General features: G+C 52.8%; 23 protein-coding genes. 15 read left to right on the forward strand and 8 right to left on the reverse strand.

What is annotated here, in order from left to right; translation table 11 throughout:
• Positions 1-5: 5 nt before the first annotated feature.
• Positions 6-1,598, forward strand: coding sequence for a D-aminoacylase (locus OXH16_10355; protein MCY3681790.1), 1,593 nt, complete (start codon positions 6-8; stop codon positions 1,596-1,598).
• On the opposite strand, the gene OXH16_10360 is transcribed toward OXH16_10355, so the two are convergent.
• The 8 genes from OXH16_10360 to OXH16_10395 form a co-directional block, all read right to left on the reverse strand.
• On the reverse strand, positions 1,579-2,514 hold the full coding sequence (locus OXH16_10360) for an ankyrin repeat domain-containing protein (GenBank protein MCY3681791.1): 936 nt from the start codon (positions 2,512-2,514) through the stop codon (positions 1,579-1,581). The genes OXH16_10355 and OXH16_10360 overlap by 20 nt on opposite strands.
• 3 nt (positions 2,515-2,517) lie before the next feature.
• Positions 2,518-3,192: an ABC transporter ATP-binding protein gene (locus OXH16_10365; protein MCY3681792.1), complete on the reverse strand. Its 675-nt coding sequence runs from the start codon at positions 3,190-3,192 to the stop codon at positions 2,518-2,520.
• 181 nt (positions 3,193-3,373) lie between these two features.
• Positions 3,374-4,270: a diacylglycerol kinase family lipid kinase gene (locus tag OXH16_10370; protein MCY3681793.1), complete on the reverse strand. Its 897-nt coding sequence runs from the start codon at positions 4,268-4,270 to the stop codon at positions 3,374-3,376.
• Positions 4,271-4,469: 199 nt separating this feature from the next.
• Positions 4,470-5,525, reverse strand: coding sequence for a glycoside hydrolase family 3 protein (locus tag OXH16_10375; GenBank protein ID MCY3681794.1), 1,056 nt, complete (start codon positions 5,523-5,525; stop codon positions 4,470-4,472).
• Positions 5,522-6,400: an SDR family oxidoreductase gene (locus tag OXH16_10380; GenBank protein ID MCY3681795.1), complete on the reverse strand. Its 879-nt coding sequence runs from the start codon at positions 6,398-6,400 to the stop codon at positions 5,522-5,524. The genes OXH16_10375 and OXH16_10380 overlap by 4 nt, the downstream gene beginning before the upstream one ends.
• Positions 6,369-8,279: an FAD-binding oxidoreductase gene (locus OXH16_10385; protein MCY3681796.1), complete on the reverse strand. Its 1,911-nt coding sequence runs from the start codon at positions 8,277-8,279 to the stop codon at positions 6,369-6,371. Before OXH16_10385 ends, OXH16_10380 begins: the two co-directional genes overlap by 32 nt.
• Positions 8,280-8,346: 67 nt before the next feature.
• Entirely contained in the window at positions 8,347-10,287 is a 1,941-nt protein-coding gene (locus OXH16_10390) for a hypothetical protein (protein ID MCY3681797.1), read from the reverse strand.
• An 8-nt stretch (positions 10,288-10,295) separates the two neighbouring features.
• The gene (locus OXH16_10395; GenBank protein MCY3681798.1) at positions 10,296-11,900 is read right to left on the reverse strand and encodes an SDR family oxidoreductase; all 1,605 of its coding nucleotides are present in this window, start codon (positions 11,898-11,900) and stop codon (positions 10,296-10,298) included.
• A gap of 217 nt (positions 11,901-12,117) precedes the next feature.
• Here OXH16_10395 and ndk point away from each other — a divergent pair, with 217 nt between their 5' ends.
• The 14 genes from ndk to OXH16_10465 all read left to right on the forward strand — a co-directional run bounded on the left by ndk (position 12,118) and on the right by OXH16_10465 (position 22,912).
• Positions 12,118-12,516 (forward strand): nucleoside-diphosphate kinase, encoded by a 399-nt coding sequence (gene ndk, locus OXH16_10400; GenBank protein MCY3681799.1) that lies wholly within the window; start codon positions 12,118-12,120, stop codon positions 12,514-12,516.
• Positions 12,517-12,533: 17 nt separating this feature from the next.
• A complete protein-coding gene (locus OXH16_10405) occupies positions 12,534-13,049 on the forward strand; it encodes a DUF177 domain-containing protein (protein ID MCY3681800.1) in 516 nt (171 codons plus the stop codon).
• Positions 13,050-13,078: 29 nt separating this feature from the next.
• The gene (gene rpmF / locus OXH16_10410; protein ID MCY3681801.1) at positions 13,079-13,261 is read left to right on the forward strand and encodes a 50S ribosomal protein L32; all 183 of its coding nucleotides are present in this window, start codon (positions 13,079-13,081) and stop codon (positions 13,259-13,261) included.
• A gap of 62 nt (positions 13,262-13,323) precedes the next feature.
• On the forward strand, positions 13,324-14,319 hold the full coding sequence (locus OXH16_10415) for a ketoacyl-ACP synthase III (protein ID MCY3681802.1): 996 nt from the start codon (positions 13,324-13,326) through the stop codon (positions 14,317-14,319).
• Entirely contained in the window at positions 14,320-15,249 is a 930-nt protein-coding gene (fabD, locus tag OXH16_10420) for an ACP S-malonyltransferase (protein ID MCY3681803.1), read from the forward strand.
• Complete coding sequence (gene fabG, locus OXH16_10425) at positions 15,246-15,992, forward strand: 3-oxoacyl-[acyl-carrier-protein] reductase (protein MCY3681804.1); 747 nt, start codon at positions 15,246-15,248, stop codon at positions 15,990-15,992. Before fabD ends, fabG begins: the two co-directional genes overlap by 4 nt.
• 34 nt (positions 15,993-16,026) lie before the next feature.
• The gene (locus OXH16_10430; protein ID MCY3681805.1) at positions 16,027-16,266 is read left to right on the forward strand and encodes an acyl carrier protein; all 240 of its coding nucleotides are present in this window, start codon (positions 16,027-16,029) and stop codon (positions 16,264-16,266) included.
• A gap of 50 nt (positions 16,267-16,316) precedes the next feature.
• Positions 16,317-17,567, forward strand: a complete 1,251-nt coding sequence (gene fabF / locus OXH16_10435) for a beta-ketoacyl-ACP synthase II (GenBank protein ID MCY3681806.1) — start codon at positions 16,317-16,319, stop codon at positions 17,565-17,567.
• Between the two features lie 11 nt (positions 17,568-17,578).
• Positions 17,579-18,355 carry a ribonuclease III gene (gene rnc, locus OXH16_10440; protein MCY3681807.1) on the forward strand — a complete coding sequence of 259 codons (777 nt, stop codon included), beginning with the start codon at positions 17,579-17,581 and terminating at the stop codon, positions 18,353-18,355.
• Positions 18,356-18,423: 68 nt separating this feature from the next.
• A complete protein-coding gene (locus OXH16_10445; protein MCY3681808.1) occupies positions 18,424-19,197 on the forward strand; it encodes a biotin/lipoate A/B protein ligase family protein in 774 nt (257 codons plus the stop codon).
• Complete coding sequence (locus OXH16_10450; protein MCY3681809.1) at positions 19,175-19,606, forward strand: hypothetical protein; 432 nt, start codon at positions 19,175-19,177, stop codon at positions 19,604-19,606. The genes OXH16_10445 and OXH16_10450 overlap by 23 nt, the downstream gene beginning before the upstream one ends.
• A complete protein-coding gene (locus OXH16_10455; GenBank protein MCY3681810.1) occupies positions 19,569-19,922 on the forward strand; it encodes a hypothetical protein in 354 nt (117 codons plus the stop codon). The genes OXH16_10450 and OXH16_10455 overlap by 38 nt, the downstream gene beginning before the upstream one ends.
• Positions 19,915-21,702, forward strand: coding sequence for a glutamate mutase L (locus OXH16_10460; protein ID MCY3681811.1), 1,788 nt, complete (start codon positions 19,915-19,917; stop codon positions 21,700-21,702). Before OXH16_10455 ends, OXH16_10460 begins: the two co-directional genes overlap by 8 nt.
• Positions 21,703-21,793: 91 nt before the next feature.
• Positions 21,794-22,912 (forward strand): hypothetical protein, encoded by a 1,119-nt coding sequence (locus OXH16_10465; protein MCY3681812.1) that lies wholly within the window; start codon positions 21,794-21,796, stop codon positions 22,910-22,912.
• Positions 22,913-22,931 lie beyond the last annotated feature (19 nt).

Raw genomic sequence — 22,931 nt, forward strand, 5'->3', positions numbered from 1 at the left:
CGCCCATGCCAATCACGACTCTTATTCACTCAGGTAAAATTATCGACGGCACCGGCAACCCCTATTTCTACGGCGACATAGCGCTTGAAAACGGCAAAATATCCACCATCGAACCGCCGGGGACCATCCCCCGCGATGGCATCGGCGAAATCGTCGATGCATCCGGTCACATCATCTGCCCCGGCTTCATCGACATCCAGAGCCACTCCATCGTCCCGCTCATGCGCGATGGGCGATGCCTCTCCAAAATCACCCAGGGCATCACCACCGAAATCATGGGCGAAGCGTGGACCCCCGCACCTGTTGGCGGCTCCAACACCCTCTCGCGATCTCTACCCAAAAACTGGCGGGAACGCGCGCGGAACTGGCACCGCTTCGGCAACTGGCTCGACGCCATGATCAAAGCTGGCGTCTCACCCAACGTCGGCTCCTTCCTGGGCGCGGGCACCCTGCGCTCGCTGGCAATGGGCATGCGGATGAGCGAGCCAACCCCCGACGAAATGAAAACCATGCACCGCATCATGTCCGAATCCATGGAAGACGGCGCCTTCGGTCCCTCCTATGCCCTCATCTACCCACCGGACACATATACCAGCACGGATGAAATCGTCGAAATCTGCAAGACAGCGGCGCAATTCGGCGGCATCTACATCACCCACATCCGGTCCGAAGCCGACAAACTTCTCGAAGCCCTGGACGAAGCCATCGAAATCGGACAGCGCGCCAACATCCCGGTCGAAATCTATCACCTCAAAGCCGTCGCCGAGCGCAACTATCCTAAAATGCACCAGGTCATTGCGCGCATAAACCAGGTACGCGCCGAGGACCTCGACATCACCGCCGATATGTATCCCTATCCCGCAAGCGGCACCGGCCTATCCACTGTCCTGCCCACCTGGGTGGCCGCAGACGGCAAATTCTTCGACAACCTGCGCGACCCCGACATCCGCGCAAAAATCGTCTCCGAAGTCAGAGACCGCCAGGGCGAGATACCCCGTCGCCCCGACCAGATCGCCCCGGTCGCATTCAAAAAACCCGAAAACCAGCAGTACATCGGCAAACGCCTTTCCGAAATAGCCGAGATGCGCGACCAGGACTGGATAGAAGCCACCATCGACCTCCTGCTATCGGAGAACCAGCGCATCTTCACCATCTACCACACCATGTCCGAAGACAACGTCCGTCTCCAACTCCAGCTCCCCTGGATCAAAGTCTCCACCGACGCGGGCGGCGTCGATCCAGAATGGGCGGCTGCTGAAGGACCGCTCCACCCCCGGTCGTACGGAACCTACCCCCGCGTCCTGGGCCGCTATGTCCGCGACGAAAAACTCATGCCAATCGAAGAAGCCATCCGCAAAATGACCTCCTCAGTCGCCAATCGCCTCTCACTGTGGGACCGCGGGCGACTCCAGCCCAACTGTTGGGCCGACATCGTCGTCTTTGACCCTGACATCGTCGCCGACCGCTCGACATTCGACGACTCTCACCAACTCTCTATCGGCATCCGCGACGTCTTCGTCAACGGCATCCGCGTCCTCAAAAATAGCGAACACACAGGTGCAACCCCTGGAATGTTCGTCAAGGGTCCGGGAGCGTAAGCAGGATCACACCGCGCCTGCGAAGCATATCGTCCACCCCATCATCGCCCGTTGTTTTACCAGCGAAGTTGAACTCCGATCCCGCATTGAGCAGCAATTCGATCACTCCCGCATAATCGGCATCTGGCACGGTATGATTTGCCAGAAAATACATTGTTGAACCAAGTGCTGTACCACCATAGTCATTCTTTAGCTCAACAGAAGCTCCGCACTCCAGAAGCATCTCGACCGTATCTCTTCGACCGCGTTGTGATGCCAGCATCAACCCCGTATTATTTGCCCCACCCTTTGCGTCTATATCCACGCCGCGTTTGAGAAGACATTCCACCACCTCAGTGTGTCCATACTTGCAAGCAGACCAGAATGCCTCTTCCAATTCCCTGCGGACTACCCCCCCCTCATCAACGAATTTTTCAACCAATTCAAACTCTCCCAAACCAGCGGCGACTTCGACATTCATAATTTTTGCACCGCATTTGAGAAGAGCCTGAACCGACTCGGGATACTCAGAACTAAGCGCGAGCCTTAGTGGTTCACCATCTCCCTTTAACCCATCTACCCTGGCACTCGCATTGACGAATACGCTCACAAGCTCAGCGGCGACACCCGCTTTATGTGGATGAAAACTGGTCACCAGTGAAACAAGAGGCGTGGTCCCCGATCCTCCATCCAGAAACGTGGCATCTATTTCGGCACCAGCATCAATGAGTACATTTGCGACATCAACCGCGTTGACCGGTGTCCTCTGCCGTTCATCTTCCACGCCATTTGCCGCCACATAGTGGATCAACATCGCCCTATGTGCTCTGGAGGACCGCATGCGAATCAGATCAGGCTCTCTCTCGAGCAGCGATTTGAGCGTCCCAATATCACCGGAAATCACGGCATCAACTGCTTTCTCAAATTCCTCAGTCATATTTCACACCCCCTCATCCTTCACCACTTCCCCATCGAGCAGATGCACAATACGCTTGCTATAGCCCGCCCACTTTTCCGAATGCGTCACCTGCACAATGGTTGTCCCCTCCCCGTGCAATTTGGTAAACAAATTCATCACATGCTCGCCCTGTGTCGAATTTAAGTTTCCCGTGGGTTCATCGGCCAGAATCACGCGCGGTTTAATCACCACGGCGCGCGCGACCCCCACGCGCTGTTGTTCGCCGCCAGACAACTGGTGGGGAAACAAATCCTTCTTCTCCACCAGATCAAACTCATCCAGCATCGCATTCACCATCTCCTCGCGTTCATCGCCCTTCACCTTCTTGTACAACAAAGGCGTCTCAATATTGCCGTACACAGTCAACTCATCAATCAAATGATAGCTCTGAAACACAAAGCCGATATTGTTCTTATGACAATCTGACCGCTCGCGCTCGCGCATCTTATGCACGGCTTCGCCGTCAAACAAATATTCCCCTCTATTCGACGAATCCAGCATACCCATAATATGCAACAACGTGGATTTGCCCGAACCAGAAGGACCCATAATGGACACAAACTCCCCGGACGCGACCTCCAGATCAATCCCCTGCAACACAACCGTCCGAATAAAACGCGACGAATACCACTTTTGAATACCCGACATCTTAATCATCTCGCACCTCCTCTATAATACTGAACGACGGATCAAATTTTAACCCCATCTACTGCAATATCCGTGCCAAAATATTTATCTCATTATTTATCAACATTTTAAAAAAAATGGCTAAATTGTACAACACCGCAAGTGTCCGGAAATGATACACTGGTGTCCGAAAATGAACACTTAAAACCAACTATACCTTCACCTTCAACGCACCCGGAACAACCTCAATCTTTGCGGGCACCTCACACATCGGTTCGCCATCGGCAAAAATCCACAAGGGATCATCGGACTCAATCTGCAAAGTTCTCGTCTGCACAACGCGTACAGCAGAATGACCAACATGAGCGCCGGAATACGCGCGCAAAAACATCCGCAAAACCGTCCAACGCGAAACATCTGCCACAATGCACACATCCAGCACCCCATCGTCAACCACGGCATCAGGTACAATTTTGATCCCGCTCCCATAAAAAGGCGCGTTCGCCGTTGCCGCCAGCAAAATACGCCCATCAAAAACACCAAAATCTCCCCGTAAACGCACAAAAGGAGATTGATATCCGACCAGTGTTCGCAAAACTGTCAGCCCATAAGACACCGTTCCCCCTACCTTCAAAGCCCGTGTGAGAAAACCAAGCCCCTGATTCCGCATCCTTTGCGCCACCGCCGTATCGAACCCCAAACTCGCAACAGTCGCAAAAAATCGGTCACCCACTTTCCCCAGATCAATCGCGCGATCCATCCCATGCACCAGCGCATTGACCACATCCTCCACATCACTGGACAACCCCAATGCCCGCGCCAAATCATTCCCCCGGCCACAGGGCACAACCCCCAAAACCGCATCTGAATTTGCGAGACCATTGACCACCTCATGCACTGTCCCATCCCCCCCACACGCAGCAACCTGTCGCACCCCACGCGCCAATGCTTCCCGCGCTAACCGCTCGCAATCGCCCGGTGCCCCCGACATCATCAAATCGACATATACACCGCGCTCGTGCAACAAATCCGCAACCCGCTCACCTGTGCGCCTTGCACGGCCACGTCCCGAAACGGGATTTGCAATAATTGTCCAGTGATCTGACATAAAAATAAAAAGAAAACTCATCTCGCAGTGAGATGAGTAGAATCTAACCCGATGCAGGCGGGAACGATGCTATCGAGCTTAGGGGGTAACTTAAGGGGTAACTTAGATGGTAACTTGGATGGTAATTGCCAACCAGGCATCCGCCTCAGATCGCACTTCTGGGTTTGGATGCAGGTCAGAAGGTGTCACGCTCCCTCCGTTAAATCCCGAACCTCTGTTTCAATCTTTGAATCCGATTAAAAGATTCGCAAATGCGATCTTCTCCAACAACGCCATCTGCTACCGCCTGTACAATAGCATCTTTTACCTCGTACACCTGCTCAATATTGTACTCCCCAATCTGGTTGCCGAGCAAAATCATATCGACACCCGCTTTTACAGCCTCAACAACCGCTTCCGTCAACCCATACGCCTCGATAATCGCTCCCATTTGCATATCATCGGAAATAACGACCCCATCAAAACCCATCTCATATCTGAGAAGCCTCGTCATAATATCATGCGACAAAGTTGCCGGTCTTCCGCTCTTATCGAGCTTCCGATTAACAATATGCGCGGTAAGAATCGGATCTCCATAGCCTCTCTGGATGAACCTTTGATACGGCAAAAGCTCTTTTACACGTCGGTATGTCTCCGTAACATCAGCAACACCCAGATGCGTATCACCCGCCGCACTTCCATGCCCGGGAAAGTGTTTCAGCGTCGATATCACCCGCTGTTCTCGATGCGCCTTAATAAACGCATTGGCATGTGCCAACACAGTCCTCGGGACATCGCTAAACGACCGTTCTATCGCACCAACAGCCGGGCTTTGCGGATCTATATTCACATCGACAACAGGAGCAAAATTCCAGTTAATCCCCATCTCTTTCAATTCGCGCGCAAGTGCTTCTGCCACCTTTTTCGTCTTACCCGGAGACTGCCTGCCGAGTTTTTGGGCAGAGGGCACAGAAACGGTAAAACCATACTTCTTTTTCAGCCGATTGACATACCCACCCTCTACGTCAACCGCAATAAAATAAGGCGCTATATCCCGGAGCGCTGAGGTCAAAGCGCGAAGTTGCCGCGGTGACGTAATATTCCGCACCACCTCACCTTTACTCGACAGATCATAATCAAAAAGCACCACCCCACCGGGTTGAATATCCCGCAATAGCGCAACAATATCCCCATATAGAACATCACCGCGAAAACCGATCATCAGCATCTGCCCCACGGCTTCTTCTATGGAAGTTCCAGGATCACCAAGCGTCACGCCATATCTCCCAAACCCTGATCTCTCATCTTCCTCCTCACCAGCCACTCGACAATTTTGGGATGAATCAATTGGAGATAGGGCAATGCGCGGTGATGCCAGGGAAGCACCAATTCGCGCCTCTGTTTTCGCATCGCTTTCAAAATTGCCGCGCAACAATATACAAGAGAAAGTGCCTCTTTATTGTGCCGCTGTGAGGAATCGCCCAGTGCTTCACCATCCTTCCCAAAAGCGTGCCGTCTCAAATTCGTTCCCTGAAGCCAATGCGGCAAAACCGCCAACACATGCACATCTTCAACTTCCAGACGCAGGGCGTTTAAAAAACCCAGCACCGCGTGCTTTGACGCCCCATATCCCGTGTGCAAAGGCACGCCAAATTTGCCCTGCAAAGAAGCAATGGCCACGATCATACCCTTTGAAATTTTCAAATGTGGCAATGCCGCATGCACGCAATAAACCAGACCGAGATAATTGGTCTCCATCAGCTTGCGAAACACCCCCAAATCTTCCACCTCGTCAAACCGCGCCCACATACTGATCCCGGCATTGGCAATCAAATAATCTATGCGACCAAATTCTGCAATCGTCGCCTCAACCAACTGCTCACAATCTTCGGCCTGTGTCACATCCCCCACCACTGTCACCACCTCTGCGCCCAACCGCCGACACTGCTCAGCCATCTCGCCCAGCTTGTCCTCTCGCCGAGCAAACAACGCCAGATGCGCGCCCTGCTTCGCCAGTTCCAGAGCCAACGCAGCCCCAAGCCCCGAAGACGCGCCTGTAATAATCGCTACCTTATCGCAAAACATTGCGCCACTCAAAATCAACAGGTCCTTTCCAATTTCAATCCGCAAACGCCCCATTGCCAATGGCAAAGATATTATTCGGATCCATCGCCTTTTTCATCTGCCGCAACACTGCAATGCTATTTTCGCTTTGAATCTGCGGCAAAAAGCCACTGCGGAGCTTGCCCACGCCGTGATGGTGCGACAAAGACCCCCCGTGGTCTAAAATCTCCTGCCGCAGCCGGCGTTCAATCGCGTGATAAACGCCAACCGAATCTTCAAGTCCCTGCGCGCAAAAACCCATTGTAAAATAAATGCACACGCCCGTGTGATAGGTCTGCGTCACGCGATAAGCCAGAAAGGGCTTGCCCGGCACACTGTATTCTTCACACAAAACAAATAGCTTCTTTTCCACCGCACCTATAACGTCGTGAATATTAGTCCACGGCACAGAAGTCTCAAATGTCTCGCCCAAAATGTGAAACTGAGTAAAAAAATCGCGAATATACGCAATGCCAAACGTCAACATATACCCCCGCTCCCCCCTGTGCGCTCCGCCCGAAATACCACCGTATTTCTTCGCCAAACGAAAAATCGTCTTTGCCTGCTGCCGAACCTCGTCTTTTGTGCCCTCCATCACAATCGTACACGCCACCAACCGCTCTGGGTCAAATCCCTTGACCTTAACCAAAAAAAATTGCTGAATATCCTGTTGGAGCTTCTTGAACCCTTTTACCTCGGGCTTCAGCGCCTGCCCAAGCTGTAATTCCGTATTGTTCACCAGCCGAATGCTCGCCGGAATTTGCCCCGTTTGCCGAAGAGCCTTCAGGTAAGCCACACCCCGTTCAAATGACGGAAATACCAGCGAACCGAACGCCTGTGCTTCGGGCTGTTTGTGAATCTTTATCGTCGCCCGGGTAATAATCCCCAAATTGCCCTCGCTACCAAACAAAAACGACCTGGGCTGCACACCTGTCGAATTGCGCGGTGTCGCATGGTGTGTCTTCACCTCCCCCGTCGGCGTCACCAGCGTGGCCTCTATCACAATATCCTCAATATTGCCATACCGGTTCTTTTTCATACCACTGGCATTGGTCGCAATCCATCCCCCCAGGGTTGAAAACTCCAGACTATCGGGATCGTGTCCCGACGTGTATCCCAATTCATTTAGCGCAATCTCCAATTGCTTACCCGAAATACCCGCTTGCACACACGCCTGAAAATTCTCTTCATCCACCTGCACAATGCGATTCATTCGACGCATATCCACCGACGCGACCATCCGCGTCTCTGAAGTCGGAATAGCGAGCGCACCGCTCACATTCGTCCCGCCGCCATAAGGCACCAGCACCACATTGTGGTCATTTGCAAGCTGAATAACAGCCTGAATATCCGCGTCTTCCTCTGGAAACAACACCACATCCACCAGGCGTTCGGGCGGCCGATGGTACAAAATTTGATACACCTCATCCACACTCAACTGCCCATGACTATGCACCAGACGCTCTATATCCTCTTGAGAAACCCCATCTTCACTGAGCGCCTCGCGCACCCCCCTTAAAAATTCATCATTTGCCACGGGTGCAGGCAAATCGCGGTGCTCGACCTCTTGCCCCATATCTTCGGGACGGACCGGCACATCGAGCACCTCTTCGACAAAAGACAAAAAATACGGCATCCGATAGCCACACAACGGATACCGCGTTCCCGTCACTCGCACGGTCCTATCATCGTCAAACTCAAACCGCGTATCCTTATACCCCCACTTGTGAGCAAACCGCTCGCCTTCTGCCCCCTCATAAAAACGGTCTTTACTGGCAAAAGCGCGACGCCCTCTAATGAACAAAAATACCAGCGCCAGTAAAAAAGCGACAACCATCAGTTCATTCATTTCACACCTCACAAAGTGCGAATAGACGAATAGACGAATAGACGAATAGACGAATCCCGCCCCACCACCCAAAATCACTACTAACTCCTTCGTTGATTCGTTGATTCGTTGATTCGCTGATTCGTTGATTCGTTGATTCGCTGATTCACGACTCTTCCGGATTCAACAACGTCGCAATATGCACCGCTTGAAACAGCGCGGCAGCCTCGGACTGAATCCGCAGCGACCGTCTTTTGGGCAACAGGGTCGTCTCTCCCAGCATAGGCGGCGAAACCCACACATCGACCTGCCCCGGATTAATATTGATATTGCCCTTTGGACACTTGGGCCACAGCGCGTGAAGCCCCCGGTAAGCAATCGGCACAATCACCACATCCTGAGGCAATTGTGCAAACACTCCGTGTTGAAGCGGAAATTGCTGAATCGCAAAAGCCGCGGTCGTCGCCATGGGATAAATAACGCCCGGTCGCTCTGTCAATGCCTGTGCCACGCGCTGTGTCGTGTGGCCTGCCGCATGGGACCGCTCGAGCATCACATAGCCATCGACATTTTCCAGAATCTGATCAAAGACCTCAGACGTCATCCCAAACTGCGTGATCTGTTTCGACCCAATTTTGATACCCGAACGCGCCAGCCCCGTGCGCGCCAAAATTACACAAGGTTCGGGTCTTTCCCATCCCATCGCATCCAAAAATTCTCGAGACTGCAAAACCCTGTACAAAACGGGATGATCAAACAAACTCTGATGTGTTGGCAAAAAAATAAGACGTCGGTCTTCTGTATCGGCTCCCAAATCTCGTACAATGGCTTCAAAATGGGGATCGATATAAATATCAACGCGAATATCAAAAATATCCAGCGTACGCCGTCCCCAATCGAGCCAGGTGCGCCATCCAGCTTCGCGGCGACGAATGGGATCGGCTTCTCTTTCCAACAATTTCTTTTTTTTTCGCCCCACCTTGAGCGAAGTCCCCATCCACCTCACAAAACGCATCCCTCTCTGCAATTTTGAAAATTGCCCCCGACGCCCAACATTGGAATATTCCAAAAATCGCCCTTGCGCTGCATCTGCGAGCAAAGCGGGAATTTCTACACGCGAAACACTTTGTCCAACGCGATCGATTTGCGCATTCACATCGCGTATCAGCTTAACCGACAAATCAATCATATCCCGCGTCAAATAACTATATTCCTGTCCATACCAATACAGCCGGGGACGCAACCTGGTGGGATCTTCTTGATGCGCGTGCAAAAATTCAATCAACAGCGCCTTGATGTGCAACACATCCTCATCTATCCCATCCAGATCCACATCGTCGCGCAACTGCGCCAACGCCACCTCCGAATCCACAATAACCTTCCAAACCGACACGCCAAACCAACCAAAATTCGTCAAATAATTATACCGCGTTGACAGCAACCCCCCCGCGGCGATCAAACTGAGCGTGCGCTGTGCCACATTTTGCAACAAATCGCGCAAAGTGCCCTCAATCCGCTCGCCATCTCGTTCACAACGATACTCCTCGGCCCAGTGTGCATCTTCATCCGCCTCCACAGTGTCAAGCGCCTCTGCGACGGCGCGGGCGTGCGACATCGGCACCTGTGTAATATGCACCTGAGCCAACGCCTCTTCCACCGCTTCGGGCGCGTGCAACTCCGCCCGTGCCAGAGCCTTCAAATACAGAGATTGATACAACTTCAAAAAATCTTTTGCATCTCCGCGTCCGCGCTCGACAAATTGTCGCCTGAGTTGCAAATAAATTCGACTGCCCGTGTGATATTGCGGAAGCAACTCCGCAAAAGGACGATACGCCTCGTCCAAACGCTCATCGCGAACCTGGGGCAGACCTTGAAAAATCGCATCCACAAGCTGAGCGCGAAATTGCAGTGCCTCCATATCCATCGCTCCGCTCTGACTTTTGGGCCAGACAAGCGCAGTTGAATCGAGGTCGTCAAAATAGCCATCGTGACGCACGGCTTCCAGCATAAGCTGAACCGATTGGTCATAAATAGCCAACATCTGATCCAGATCGTCGAGCAGTGTTTCGTGCAATGGACGAGTATCCGATCTATCGCGTGAGGTCATGAGAGATCCTAAACACCGGTCTTGAGTACATGGCGTTGCAAGCCGGGAATGTGAACCTCTTTTACATAAGAGGGCCAATCTATGCGCGAAACATCACAATTAAAAATCTCTTTATCTTCTGCATCCAGACTGTCAAACAACTGATTCATATTGTCGTTTTGAAATACGCAATTCAGAGAAATATAAGAGCCGTAAATATCGGTAAGCGACAGTGTATTTTCCAAAGTAGCATTTAAAATCGACAATTGGCGTTTCTGCTTTGAAACATCGACCAAAGGCACCCTGTTTAGTGCCCATTGCAAAATTTTGAGTGGCAATAAATACTTATAGCGCAACTTTCGACGAAATTGTGATAGCGTCGGATAGGTCCACTGCGTCACCGCAATGGGCTTGCCATTGCGGTCGTGCATTGGGTTGTTCACAAAATACTCGTACACATACTGGACGACCTCACCTACCGTGACCGGATTCTTTGCACTTGTCGTCACATGATAAACCTTCAAATCGGTATTTGCACGCACAGAAGGCAAAACACCGATAATCACATTGATAATAATATCCACGGGAATAACGTCTAAAATTGCTTCAGGGCGTGCGGGGAAATCCGTTAAACGCCCCTTGCCGTAGTGTACAATAAGGGGGTCGGCCACTTTTAGCCCCTCCAGCCATCCCGGCTCTGGATCGGACAGACTGCTCTCAATAATAGAAGGACGCACGATCACGGTTGGCAAATCGCCCCGGGTCCTGGCAATCATCTGCTCGCCCATGGCTTTGGTAAAAGAATAACTGTCGTGCCAGCCCAACTCTCGCCCGCGCTTTATGCCGCGTGCCACCATCCGTTCCTGCACCCAGCGCTGACGCAAAGCCTCCAACTGGTGTTCTCGCCGATGCGCTGTAACGCGTTTGCCCCGGTCCTGCCGGTCCAGCAGCCGCGTAAATTCCGCAAATCGTTCGGGACTCCGCGACGACGCCTCTACTTCGCGACTATACGCCAGAATATCTTCAATTTCTGAATCCAGACTATAATCGGGCACGCGACCATTTCCCATCTGTTGTGCCACAGTTTGATCCGGCACGGGCGCGTCTTCAGAAATGATTCTCTTTTGCCGTCCATTGACATAAGCCGTCGAAACGTGCACGAGCACAGCATCGCGACACGCCCTGGCAAATTCGACCACGCGCCTGGCCCCAAGCGTATTTTGCGCCAGAGCCAGATCCAGAGGCGCATCAAAAACCACATTGGCTGCGCTATTTATCACAATATCGACTTCACGGGTCAACCGCGTATATGTCTCGGCGTCCATGCCGAGGTGGTCTTGTGTCAAATCGCTCGGTACGGCAATGACTTTTTCGCGCATCACAGCATCAAAACGATCTCCGAGTTCTGCGCGCAATCGCGTAAAGGCACTGGATCGCAAAATCTCCCTTTGCAGCCTGTCTTCGGCACTAATGGGCTTGCCCCCTCCCCGCCTTTGGGGGCGCACCATGAGATAAATGCGCCCAACATCTGGCGCCTGGCAAAGAATTTTTCCCACCAATCCCTTGGCTAAAAAACCCGTTGCACCCGTAACAAAAAGAACCTTGTGGTTCAAAAACGGAATAACGACACTCATAACAAAGACCCCGGCATTCTAAAAAATTAAAATGCAACAGCACTAAAAACCACCTTCCCAATTAAAGGCGTCCATTGGACTTGTGTCAACCTCTTTCTCGCGCAGTTCACAAGCGCAAATCCTTATCAAAAATGGGGTTGACAAAAAAATGATCAACTCCTATCTTGTCCATCTTCAAGCCGATATAAGCCTATTTTTTTTATACGGAATTTTATGCATGGAACGCACCCTGCTCATCGTCAAACCCGATGCTGTTGCACAAAATGTAATCGGTGAAATCATTCGCCGTCTCGAAGAAAAAAAATTTAGCATTGTAAATCTGGAAATGGTTCGCCTCACGCGCCAACAGGCCGCCGAGTTTTATGCAGTACATAGCCAGCGGCCTTTTTACAACGACCTGCTCGATTTTATGACCTCTGGCCCCTGTGTGCCCATGGCACTCGAGCGAGACAACGCCGTTGCATTTTTGCGCGAAGCCATTGGCAGTACCAATCCCGAAGAAGCCGCAGAAGGCACCATTCGCAAAGACTTTGCAACCGATATTCAAAACAATGCCGTACACGCCTCAGACTCACTGGAAAACGCGGCTAAAGAAGTGGCTTTCTTTTTTGGCTAAGAGCAGTCAACTACCTTATGAAAATTGACCTGAGAGATATACGGGAAGGCGAGACCGAATTTGTGTTTGAAGAAACGCCAGCCGACCTGCACATTACAGAAGAAGACACCCAATTTGCAGGTGCCATAATCACCCGTCTCATCGTGTACAAATACGGCGACTCGCTCTCGGCAAAAGGGCAAACCACCTGTCTGGTGCGCCCCGAATGCGCGCGGTGCCTAGAACCCATCGAATTTCCCATCGACATCTCATACACATTCGTCTTTCAAAAAGGTCGTCCCGACCAGATGGACGATGACGATGACGAAACGCTCATCTGGCTCAATGAAGAACCCGGCGAAATAGACCTTGGCAATGACGTAAAAGATTACATCTTGCTCGAACTACCCATGATACCAACCTGCGCGGCATCGCTTTCTGGCCCTTGTGAACGCTATGCGCAAGACCCGCACGAATTGCTGGAATACGAGCGTGAAAAGAGCCCTGACCCGCGTTGGGATGCTCTCCGCGCACTCAAAGAGAGCGAACAGTAAACGAAGCATTCATCAAAAAGGAATATCCCATGGCCAACCCCAAACGACGAAGTTCAAATTCTCGCACAGGCAAACGCCGTGCCAATTGGAAGCTGCGTCAACCCACCTTTAACGAGTGCCCCAACTGCGGGCAACAAAAAATACCCCATCGGGTCTGTGGAAATTGCGGTTATTACAATGGGCGCGAAGTAATTGAAACCGACGGCTTTTAGTCTGGTCTAACATCGCGCAAACAATAGCAAGTCATTAGACCCTTCAGATCTCAAACACCTTTATGAAAAAACCATTTACAGCCACCATTAGCGGGGTGGGGCACTACGTACCGGAACAAAAGCTGACCAATGCCGATCTCGAAAAAATGGTCGATACATCCGACGAGTGGATCACTTCCCGCACAGGCATCAGAGAACGCCGCATCCTCGACGAGGGGTTGGGCACATCCTTTATGGCTCTAAAATCTCTGGAATCCATTCTGCACAACAAAGGACTCGATGCCAGAGATATCGACCTGATCATCGTCGCGACCATCACCCCCGACATGGTATTTCCGTCAGCAGCCTGTCTGGTACAGGACCAAATTGGTGCCACAAATGCCTGGGCTTTCGATCTATCGGCAGCCTGTAGCGGTTTTCTATATGCACTAATGGTGGGAGGGCAATTTATTGAAACGGGTGCACACAAACGCGTGGTCGTCATTGGAGCCGACAAAATGAGCAGCATCACAGACTATGCCGATCGCGAAACCTGTGTGCTCTTTGGCGATGGCGCAGGCGCGGTTTTGCTCGAACCCGGCGAACCAGATTTGGGGCTTAAAGACTTTATCCTCTATTCTGATGGCAGCGGCGTAAAATATCTGCGACAACCCGCTGGCGGTAGCCTGCTTCCGGCCTCTCGTGAAACCGTGAAAAAGAAAATGCACTATATTTATCAAGACGGTCGCGAAGTTTTCAAATTTGCAGTTCCCAAAATGGCCGAAGTTTCCGCTCAAATTCTCGAACGCAACGGCCTTGTTGGCAAAGACATCGCGCTTTTTGTGCCACATCAGGCCAACAAGCGCATTATCGACGCATGCGTCAAACGCACAGATATACCCCAAGATCGCGTTATAGTCAATATCGACCGCTATGCCAACACCTCGGCTGCCACCATTCCCATTGGCCTATCTGAAGCAGTCGAACAGGGCCGTCTCAATCGCGGTGACAATGTGCTGCTCGCCAGTGCCGGTGCGGGATATACCTGGGGCAGCACCCTGCTAACCTGGGCTTATTAAATGAAAAAAAAAGCTTTCCTATTTCCAGGGCAAGGCTCCCAATTTGTCGGCATGGGACACGACCTGTACAGGACCGCACCAGAAGCACACAAAATTTTTGATCTTGCCGACGACGTGCTCGACATAGACATCAAATCATTCTGCTTCAACGGTCCTGCCGAGTCACTCAAACAAACCGCAGTCACACAACCGGCAATTTTTGCCCATAGCATTGCCGCTCTTGAAGTACTTAAAAGCCGGGGATTGCACCCCGACCTCGTGGCTGGACACAGTGTTGGGGAACTCGCCGCTCTCGTGGCGGCAGGTGTCATGCGCGTCGAAGACGGCTTTCGGGTCGTCAGTGTTCGCGGACATGCCATGCAAGTCGCCGGAAAAATTCGGCCAGGCACCATGGCTGCAGTACTCGGTCTCGACGACGATGTAATGATTCGGCTTTGCGATGATCTCAGTTCTTCGGGCCATGTTACAACAGCCAATTTCAATTGCCCGGGACAAGTAGTCCTATCTGGCGAGGAAAACACCGTTGGCAAAGCACTCGAAAAAGCCAAAGCATTGGGAGCCAGACGCGCCGTGCTCTTGCCCGTAGGCGGCGCATTTCACTCAGCCCTGATGCAGCCAGCCGTAACAGCACTGACCGATATACTCGACGATGTGCCATTTGCTCAGGCACAAATTCCCGTGATTCCCAATGTCACGGCTGAACCCACACGCGATCCGGCTCTGCTCAAAGATCTTTTGATTGAGCAAGTTATTTCGCCGGTTCGCTGGACCGAAGCCATGCAACGGCTCATCGCAGAAGGCATGACCGAGGCCCTCGAAGTGGGGCCAGGCAATGTGCTCAAAGGTCTCCTGCGCCGAATTAACCGAAATATTCCAGTCCACCAGGCCGGCACATTAGAAGCTATTGAACAACTGGTAACTACCCCATGAACCGACTCACAGGTAAAATAGCCCTTGTAACGGGCGGATCCCGCGGCATTGGCGAGGCCATTGCCCTGCGCCTTGCGCGCGAAGGGGCCAACATCGCCGTATGTGCCAGCCAAAGCACAGAAGCTGCAGAAGCAGTGGCCGAAAAAATTCGCGCACAAGGCCGTGAAGCCCTTGTACAACAGACCGATGTCTCCAATGCCGAATCTGTTGAATCCCTTGTCGAAACCGTCCTCGATACCTGGGGCAAAATCGATGTGCTCGTCAACAATGCGGGTATCGCCCGCGACAATTTGTTGATGCGTATGAAAGAAGACGAGTGGGATGCAGTTCTTGACGTCAACCTCAAAGGTGCGTACCATTGTATCAAAGCCGTCACCCGTCCCATGATGAGAGCGCGAGCCGGTCGCATCATCAATGTCTCATCGGTCGTGGGTCTCACGGGCAATGCAGGGCAGATCAATTACGCCGCATCCAAATCGGGTCTTATTGGCCTGACCAAATCCGTAGCCAGGGAATTGGCCAGCCGCAATATTACGGCCAATGCCATTGCGCCTGGTTTTATTCCAACGGACATGACCGCAAAACTCAACGCCAAAATACAAGAACAGTTGATCGCACAGATTCCGATGGGCAAACTCGGCAGCCCCGAAGATGTCGCTGCTGCCGCGGCCTTTCTCGCCTCTGACGACGCATCCTATATTACCGGACAGGTTCTCGTTGTCGATGGCGGAATGGTGATGTAAATAATTACTACACACTAATCACGGAGGGCTTCACATGACCGATGATATTCAACAAAAAGTTACCGACCTGATCGTTGACCAACTCGGCGTCGATGCCGATAGCGTCAATGCCGACGCCCATTTTATTGACGATCTGGGTGCGGACTCGCTCGATACAGTCGAACTGGTCATGGCTTTCGAAGAAGAATTTGACATGGAAATTTCCGATGAAGACGCCGAGAAGCTCGAAACAGTTGGCGACGCCATCGCATACTTAGACGAGCATCTGGATTAACTCGGAAACTGGAGGCTGGAATCGATCTCCAGCCTCCAGGAGGTCATTTAGTGAACAGACAGCGCAGAGTGGTCATCACCGGCATGGGCACACTTGCCCCCAACGGCAATACCACAGAAAGCTATTGGGAAGCATTGTGCAACGGCCAAACAGGTGTTGGTCCCATAACAAAATTTGACACTACCGATTTCCGGGTGCAATTTGCCGCCGAAGTCAAAAACTTTGACCCAGCGCACTTTGGCATTGACCGTCGAAGCCAGCGGCGCATGGATCTCTTTACCCAATACGCCATTGCATCATCTGTCCAAGCCGTGGAAAGTGCAGGCCTCGATATCGGTAATGAACAGGCCGAACGCATCGGGGTTGTATTCGGCTCGGGCATTGGCGGCATTCAAACCTTTGAAGACCAGTACGAAGCCTATCGCAAAGATGGCCCAAGACGCATCAGTCCACTTTTTGTGCCCATGATGATCCCCGACATGTCCGCAGGTCAAGTATCCATTTACCTCGGTGCCAAAGGTCCCAATTATACCACCGTCACAGCTTGCGCCTCGGCAGCCCATGCCATTGGCAACGCAGCCCGCGAAATTTGGGACGACGAAGCCGATGTCATGATTACGGGGGGGGCAGAAGCCGCCATTACCCCAATGTCAGTCGGTGGATTTGCCGCGGCGCGAACCCTTTCAACCCGCAACGATGCCCCAACGCAAGCCAGCCGTCCCTTTGACGCAGACCGGGATGGATTTGTAATTGGAGAAGGCGCTGGAGGGCTTGTTCTGGAAGAACTCGAACGCGCAACACAACGGGGTGCCACGATCTATGCCGAAGTTGTAGGGACTGGCTATACTGGCGATGCCTATCACATTACCGGTATGGCACCTGGCGGCGAAGGGGGTGCCCGCGCCCTGTGCCGCGCCATGCGACAGGCGCAGATCAACCCCGAAGACGTGTCTTATATCAACGCACACGGCACATCAACACCTGTGGGCGATCCGGCAGAAACAGCCGCTATCAAATCCGTATTTGGCGACCGGGCCAAAAAACTCGCTGTCAGTTCGACAAAATCCATGACCGGACATCTTTTGGGGGCGTCGGGTGCGATAGAAACCATCGCAGCAACCCTGGCAGTTCACCACAATGTGGTACCGCCCACGATCAACTATGAGACACCCGATCCAGAATGCGACCTCGATTACGTGCCCAATGAAGCGCGAGAAATACCCGTTGAAATCGCCATCAGTAACTCCTTTGGCTTTGGTGGTCACAACGCAGTACTCATCCTGCGTAAGTTTCGCAACTAACGGGACCATACATGCTCCGAGAATTGAAAGGGGGCGGTTTTATCCGACTCGAAACCGTCTTGCAAACAATCAGACGCTGGTCCGCAAGCGGCAGAGTGCGTTCCCAGGAAGAACTCCAACGCAAACTCGGTTACACCTTTTCCAACACCGCTTTGCTCGAACAAGCCCTTAAACACCGGTCCCATGTTTACGTCACTCAAGAAGGCAGCATTGCTTCCAACGAACGCCTGGAATTTTTGGGCGACGCAGTGCTCGATCTCATTGTGACAGAACATCTCTACAATCAGTTTAAAAATAAAAGAGAAGGCGAACTCACACAGATCAAGTCTCTGCTCGTTAGCAAGGTAGTTCTGGCCGAAAAAGGCCGCAAAATCCAACTCGGAGAATATCTCTATTTAAGCAAAGAAGAAATCTCATCTGGGGGGCGCCAACGCACCTCAATTATCGGCGATGCTTTTGAAGCACTCTTAGGTGCGATTTATCTCGATGGTGGGCTTGAAGCTGCTCGCTCATTTGTCGTACGCACAATTCTAACCAATGTTGAAGAAATCCTCGCCGACGGCAACTACCTCAACTTCAAAAGCCTGCTTCTCGAACACACGCAAAGTACGGGACAGGGCCATCCGCGATATCAGCCCATATCCGAAGAAGGCCCGGATCACCGAAAAATTTTCTTTATTGAAGTAACCCTCCAGGGCGATCGATTGGGCGAAGGACAGGGGCGCAGTAAAAAAGAAGCCCAACAGATGGCCGCAAAAGACGCGCTCAGACATCTGGGCCTGCACTAACCGTGACACAATATAATCCCCCCACATGGCGTTTCCTGAATACCCAACATGGAAACGCCTTTTTTAATATGGCAGTAGATGAAGCCCTCGTGCGCTCAATAGCAACAGGTGCTCAGCCTGCATTTCGCGTTTACGGGTGGCAACCGCCCGCGGTCTCCTTTGGGTATGCACAGCGCATCAGCCGCGAAGTCGATGCCCAAAAAGTACGCGAGCGCGGCATCGACATTGTCCGCCGTCCCACCGGTGGTCGCGCTGTCTTGCACTGGAACGAACTGACCTACAGCGTTATCTGCCCTGCCGACAATCCCGTCATGGGGGGCAATATCAACGAAGCCTATCGCAAAATCAGCGAGGGGCTCCTCGCGGGTATTCGTGCGCTCGGCGTCGATGCGACCTTTGAATCCCGCCGCCAAACACAGCCCTCACCACATGGCAAAGAACTCACTGCGCCCTGTTTTACCAGCACGGCGCAATACGAAGTCACATTCAAGGGGCGCAAACTCATCGGTAGCGCGCAACAGCGCATCGGCACAATGCTCTTGCAGCATGGGTCTCTCCTGCTCGGCCCAGAACACAAACAAATCGCCGATCTTCTGCCCGGCGACAAACCGGGCTTGCAAAAGCGTTTTGCACGCGAACTAGACCGCCACACCACCTCGCTCTCGGAAGCCCTCGCATACCCCATCAATTTCGACACGGCGACCACAGCCATCCGGCAAGGCATTCAAAACACCTTTAACATTCAACTTGTCGAAGCCGCTCTCAGCGAAACCGAAATTGCCGAAACCCAGCGCCTCATCGCCGAAAAATACGCAACCCATGAATGGAATGACAAGTATTGACGCTTCAAAAACCTGGACCTCACATCCCTTGCGCGAAGAGCCTTTGGCAAAATCTGTTTTACTCGCACTCATCATTCTGGGCGTCGCGTTTATTGTCGGCGTGAGCTTTCAGAGCATCTCTTTCGCCTTTCTTTCACTCGCATTGCTCACCGCGGCGATGACCCGCTATTTTCTGCCAACGCGCTATGTTATCGATGCTCGCGGTTTTACCATTTCACATATCGGCACACACAGGCAATATTTGTGGACAAATTTTCGCCGCGCCGCACGCCATCCCGACGGCGTCTTCTTAAGTCCTTTTGCCAAACCGCATCGTCTCGACACATTTCGCGGTCAATTCCTGCGCTCGAAAAATCCCTCAGAGATCTACCATGTCGTCCAAAAACACATCGCTATTGACCCGGCTTAAGAATTACTGCGCCCATGCCTTTGCCGTCTCCCCTCCTGAAAGTGCCATCACCGAAGAAGACGAAATCCTCGCCGAAAAAGCCGCCGCCTTCATCGTGAGGCGCAGACTCACAGCACCAGCTATTATGTTACTTGAAACCGGGCGACCCTTTAACTATATTGGCAGCCAACTTTTGACTTTTTTGTCGCCCTTCGTATCCATCATCTTCTCCTCAACAGCCGAGTTTGACCGCTTCACGCGCTTTCTGGAAAAGCGGGAAAGCATTCCCTGCCTCATTCGCCATATTGAAACCCTGGAAAATAAAAACCATGGATAAACTCGACGTCATCATCGCTACCGATTGCGGCAGCACCACGACCAAAGCCATCTTGATAGAAAAAAAGGGCGATGTCTATCGCCAGACCTATCGAGGCGAAGCGCCTACCACAGTTGAAGCCCCCTATGAAGACGTCACGCGCGGCGTACTCAACGCCATTCAAGAAGTCGAAGAACTCTCCGGCAGACAAATTCTCGACGGCGAAACCATCATCACACCCGCAGAAGATCATCGCGGGGTTGACATCTACATTTCTACCAGCAGCGCAGGCGGCGGCCTGCAAATGATGGTCGGCGGCGTCATTCAGGCCATGACCGGCGAAAGCGCACAGCGCTGCGCCCTCGGCGCAGGCGCAATTGTCATGGACATTCTCGCGTCCAACGACGGGCGGCAGCCCCACGAAAAAATCGAACGCATTCGCCAATTGCGCCCCGATATGGTGCTCCTTTCGGGCGGCACAGATGGCGGCACCATTTCACACGTTGTCGAACTGGCTGAATTTATCTCGGCAGCCGACCCCAAACCGCGATTTGGCTCGGGATATCAACTCCCCGTCATTTACGCGGGAAACAAAGATGCCGCGCCGGAAATCGAACGCACTCTGGGCGACAAAACAGCCCTCACCATCACGGAAAACATCCGCCCCACGCTCGAAGAAGAAAACCTCGGACCGGCTCGACACGTGATCCACGACCTCTTTCTCGAACACGTCATGGCGCAAGCACCCGGCTATCGAAAACTCATCTCCTGGACAGGTGCGCCCATCATGCCCACACCCGGCGCAGTTGGCCTCATGATGCAAACCGTCTCCAAACAACAAAATATCAATGTCGTAGGCGTTGACATAGGCGGTGCCACCACCGACGTGTTCAGTGTTTTTGACGATATCTTCAACCGCACGGTATCTGCCAACCTCGGCATGTCCTACAGCGTATCCAACGTACTCGCCGAAGCGGGCCTCAACGACGTCATGCGCTGGGTACCTTTCAAAATCGACGAAGCCGACCTGCGAGACCGCATCAAAAACAAAATGATCCGCCCTACCACAATTCCGCAAATGCTCGAAGAACTTCAGGTCGAACAGGCCATTGCCCGCGAAGCCCTGCGCCTGGCCTTTGTCCAGCACCGCGCACTGGCCGTGGGTCTCAAAGGCGTACAGGCAGAGCGCACCCTATCCGATGTATTTGACCAATCCGCAGGCGGCGAAAGCCTCATCAAAATGCGCGACCTCGACCTCCTCGTCGGAAGCGGCGGCGTTCTATCTCACGCCCCGCGTCGAATGCAAACAGCCGCCATGCTCATCGACGCCTTCCAGCCCGAAGGCATCACGCGCCTCGCCGTTGACAGCATCTTTATGATGCCACACCTCGGCGTGCTCTCATCGGTCAACGAAATCGCCGCCACGCAAGTTTTTGAACGCGACTGCCTCATTTACCTCGGCACGTGTATCGCGCCCATCGTACAGGGCAAAATCGGCACACCCTGTACGCAATACGAAATCGGCCTTCCCGACGGAACTCAATCGGGTACCCTGAATATTGGCGACCTTCTACACTTCCCGCTCGAAGCCGATCGAGAAGCACACCTCACCTTGCAACCCGAGCGCAACACAGACGCAGGTGCAGGGCCGGGTAGAGAACTGAACACCACAGTCAAAGGGGGCACCGCCGGGCTGATCCTCGACGGACGCGGTCGCCCCATTGTATTTGCCGAAAATCAATCCGAACGCGCCGATCAAATAAGCCAGTGGAGCGAGACCCTCGACCTCTATCCCCGGTAAGAGAAAGAGCAAGGCCCTGATTTAATTTATTTTCTTGTAAAGTAGCCCTCGCATTGTATATTCCGTTATCCGTAACCTCAGGTATTACTCTATGGCACATGCATACACACCCGGCCTTCGCGTCACCCCGCAGACCCTTCTTCAACGCCAGCGCCAACTCCCCCTCAAAGGTGAAGTCGTCGTATCACAGGGCGACAGCGTAACGCGCGATCAAGTCGTTGCACACACGCACCTCCCCGGCAACGTCACCACCCTCAACCTGGTCAACATCTTGAGTTGCACGCCAGAAGAACTGCCCAATTACATGCTCAAACGCGAAGGCGACCCCGTCGAAGCCGACGAACCCATTGCCGAAACTCGCCCCTTCATCAAATGGTTCAAAACCACCGTCAAAGCACCCATTAGTGGCACCCTCGAAAGCATCTCCAAAATCACTGGGCAGGTCATCTTTCGCGCGCCCCCCCGCCCCGTTCAAGTACAGGCATACATAGATGGCAACGTGATCGAAATCCTGTCCGAAGAAGGCGTCATTGTCGAAACCACAGGTGCATTTGTGCAGGGCATCTTTGGCATAGGCGGTGAAATCTGGGGACCTCTGCTCGTCATCTCCGAAGCGCCAGATCAAATATTAACCCCCGACCAAATCGACGACGCGTGCGCGGGAAAAATCGTCGTAGGCGGCAACCTGCTCACCCTCGACGTAATTGACAAAGCCCGGGAAAGCGGCGCCGTTGGCATCATTGGAGGCGGCATCCGCGACGCCGATTTGCGCGACCTGCTCGGTTACGACCTCGGCGTAGCCATCACCGGCACCGAGAACATCGGCCTCACCGTCATCGTCACCGAAGGCTTTGGCCCCATCGCAATGGCGCACAAAACCTTTGGCATACTGAGCGAAAACAACGGCAAAGAAGCCTCTATATCAGGTGCCACCCAGATCCGCGCAGGTGTTTTGCGTCCCGAAATCATCATTCCAGAATCCAGAATCCACGAACAAGCCGAAGAATCCGATCATTCGGGCCTCATCGAAGGCGCACTCTTGCGCGTGATTCGCGCACCCTATTTTGGTCAGGTGGGCAAAGTCACGGCCCTGCCACCCGAATTGCAAACAGTCGAATCCGAAACCCATGTGCGCGTACTCGAAGTCGAATTTGACAATGGCAACCGCGCCACTGTCCCGCGCGCCAACGTCGAACTCATCGAAGAGTAAACGACCCATCGGGAGATTG

The organism is Gemmatimonadota bacterium (genome assembly GCA_026705765.1).
Classification (GTDB): Bacteria; Latescibacterota; UBA2968; order UBA2968; family UBA2968; genus VXRD01.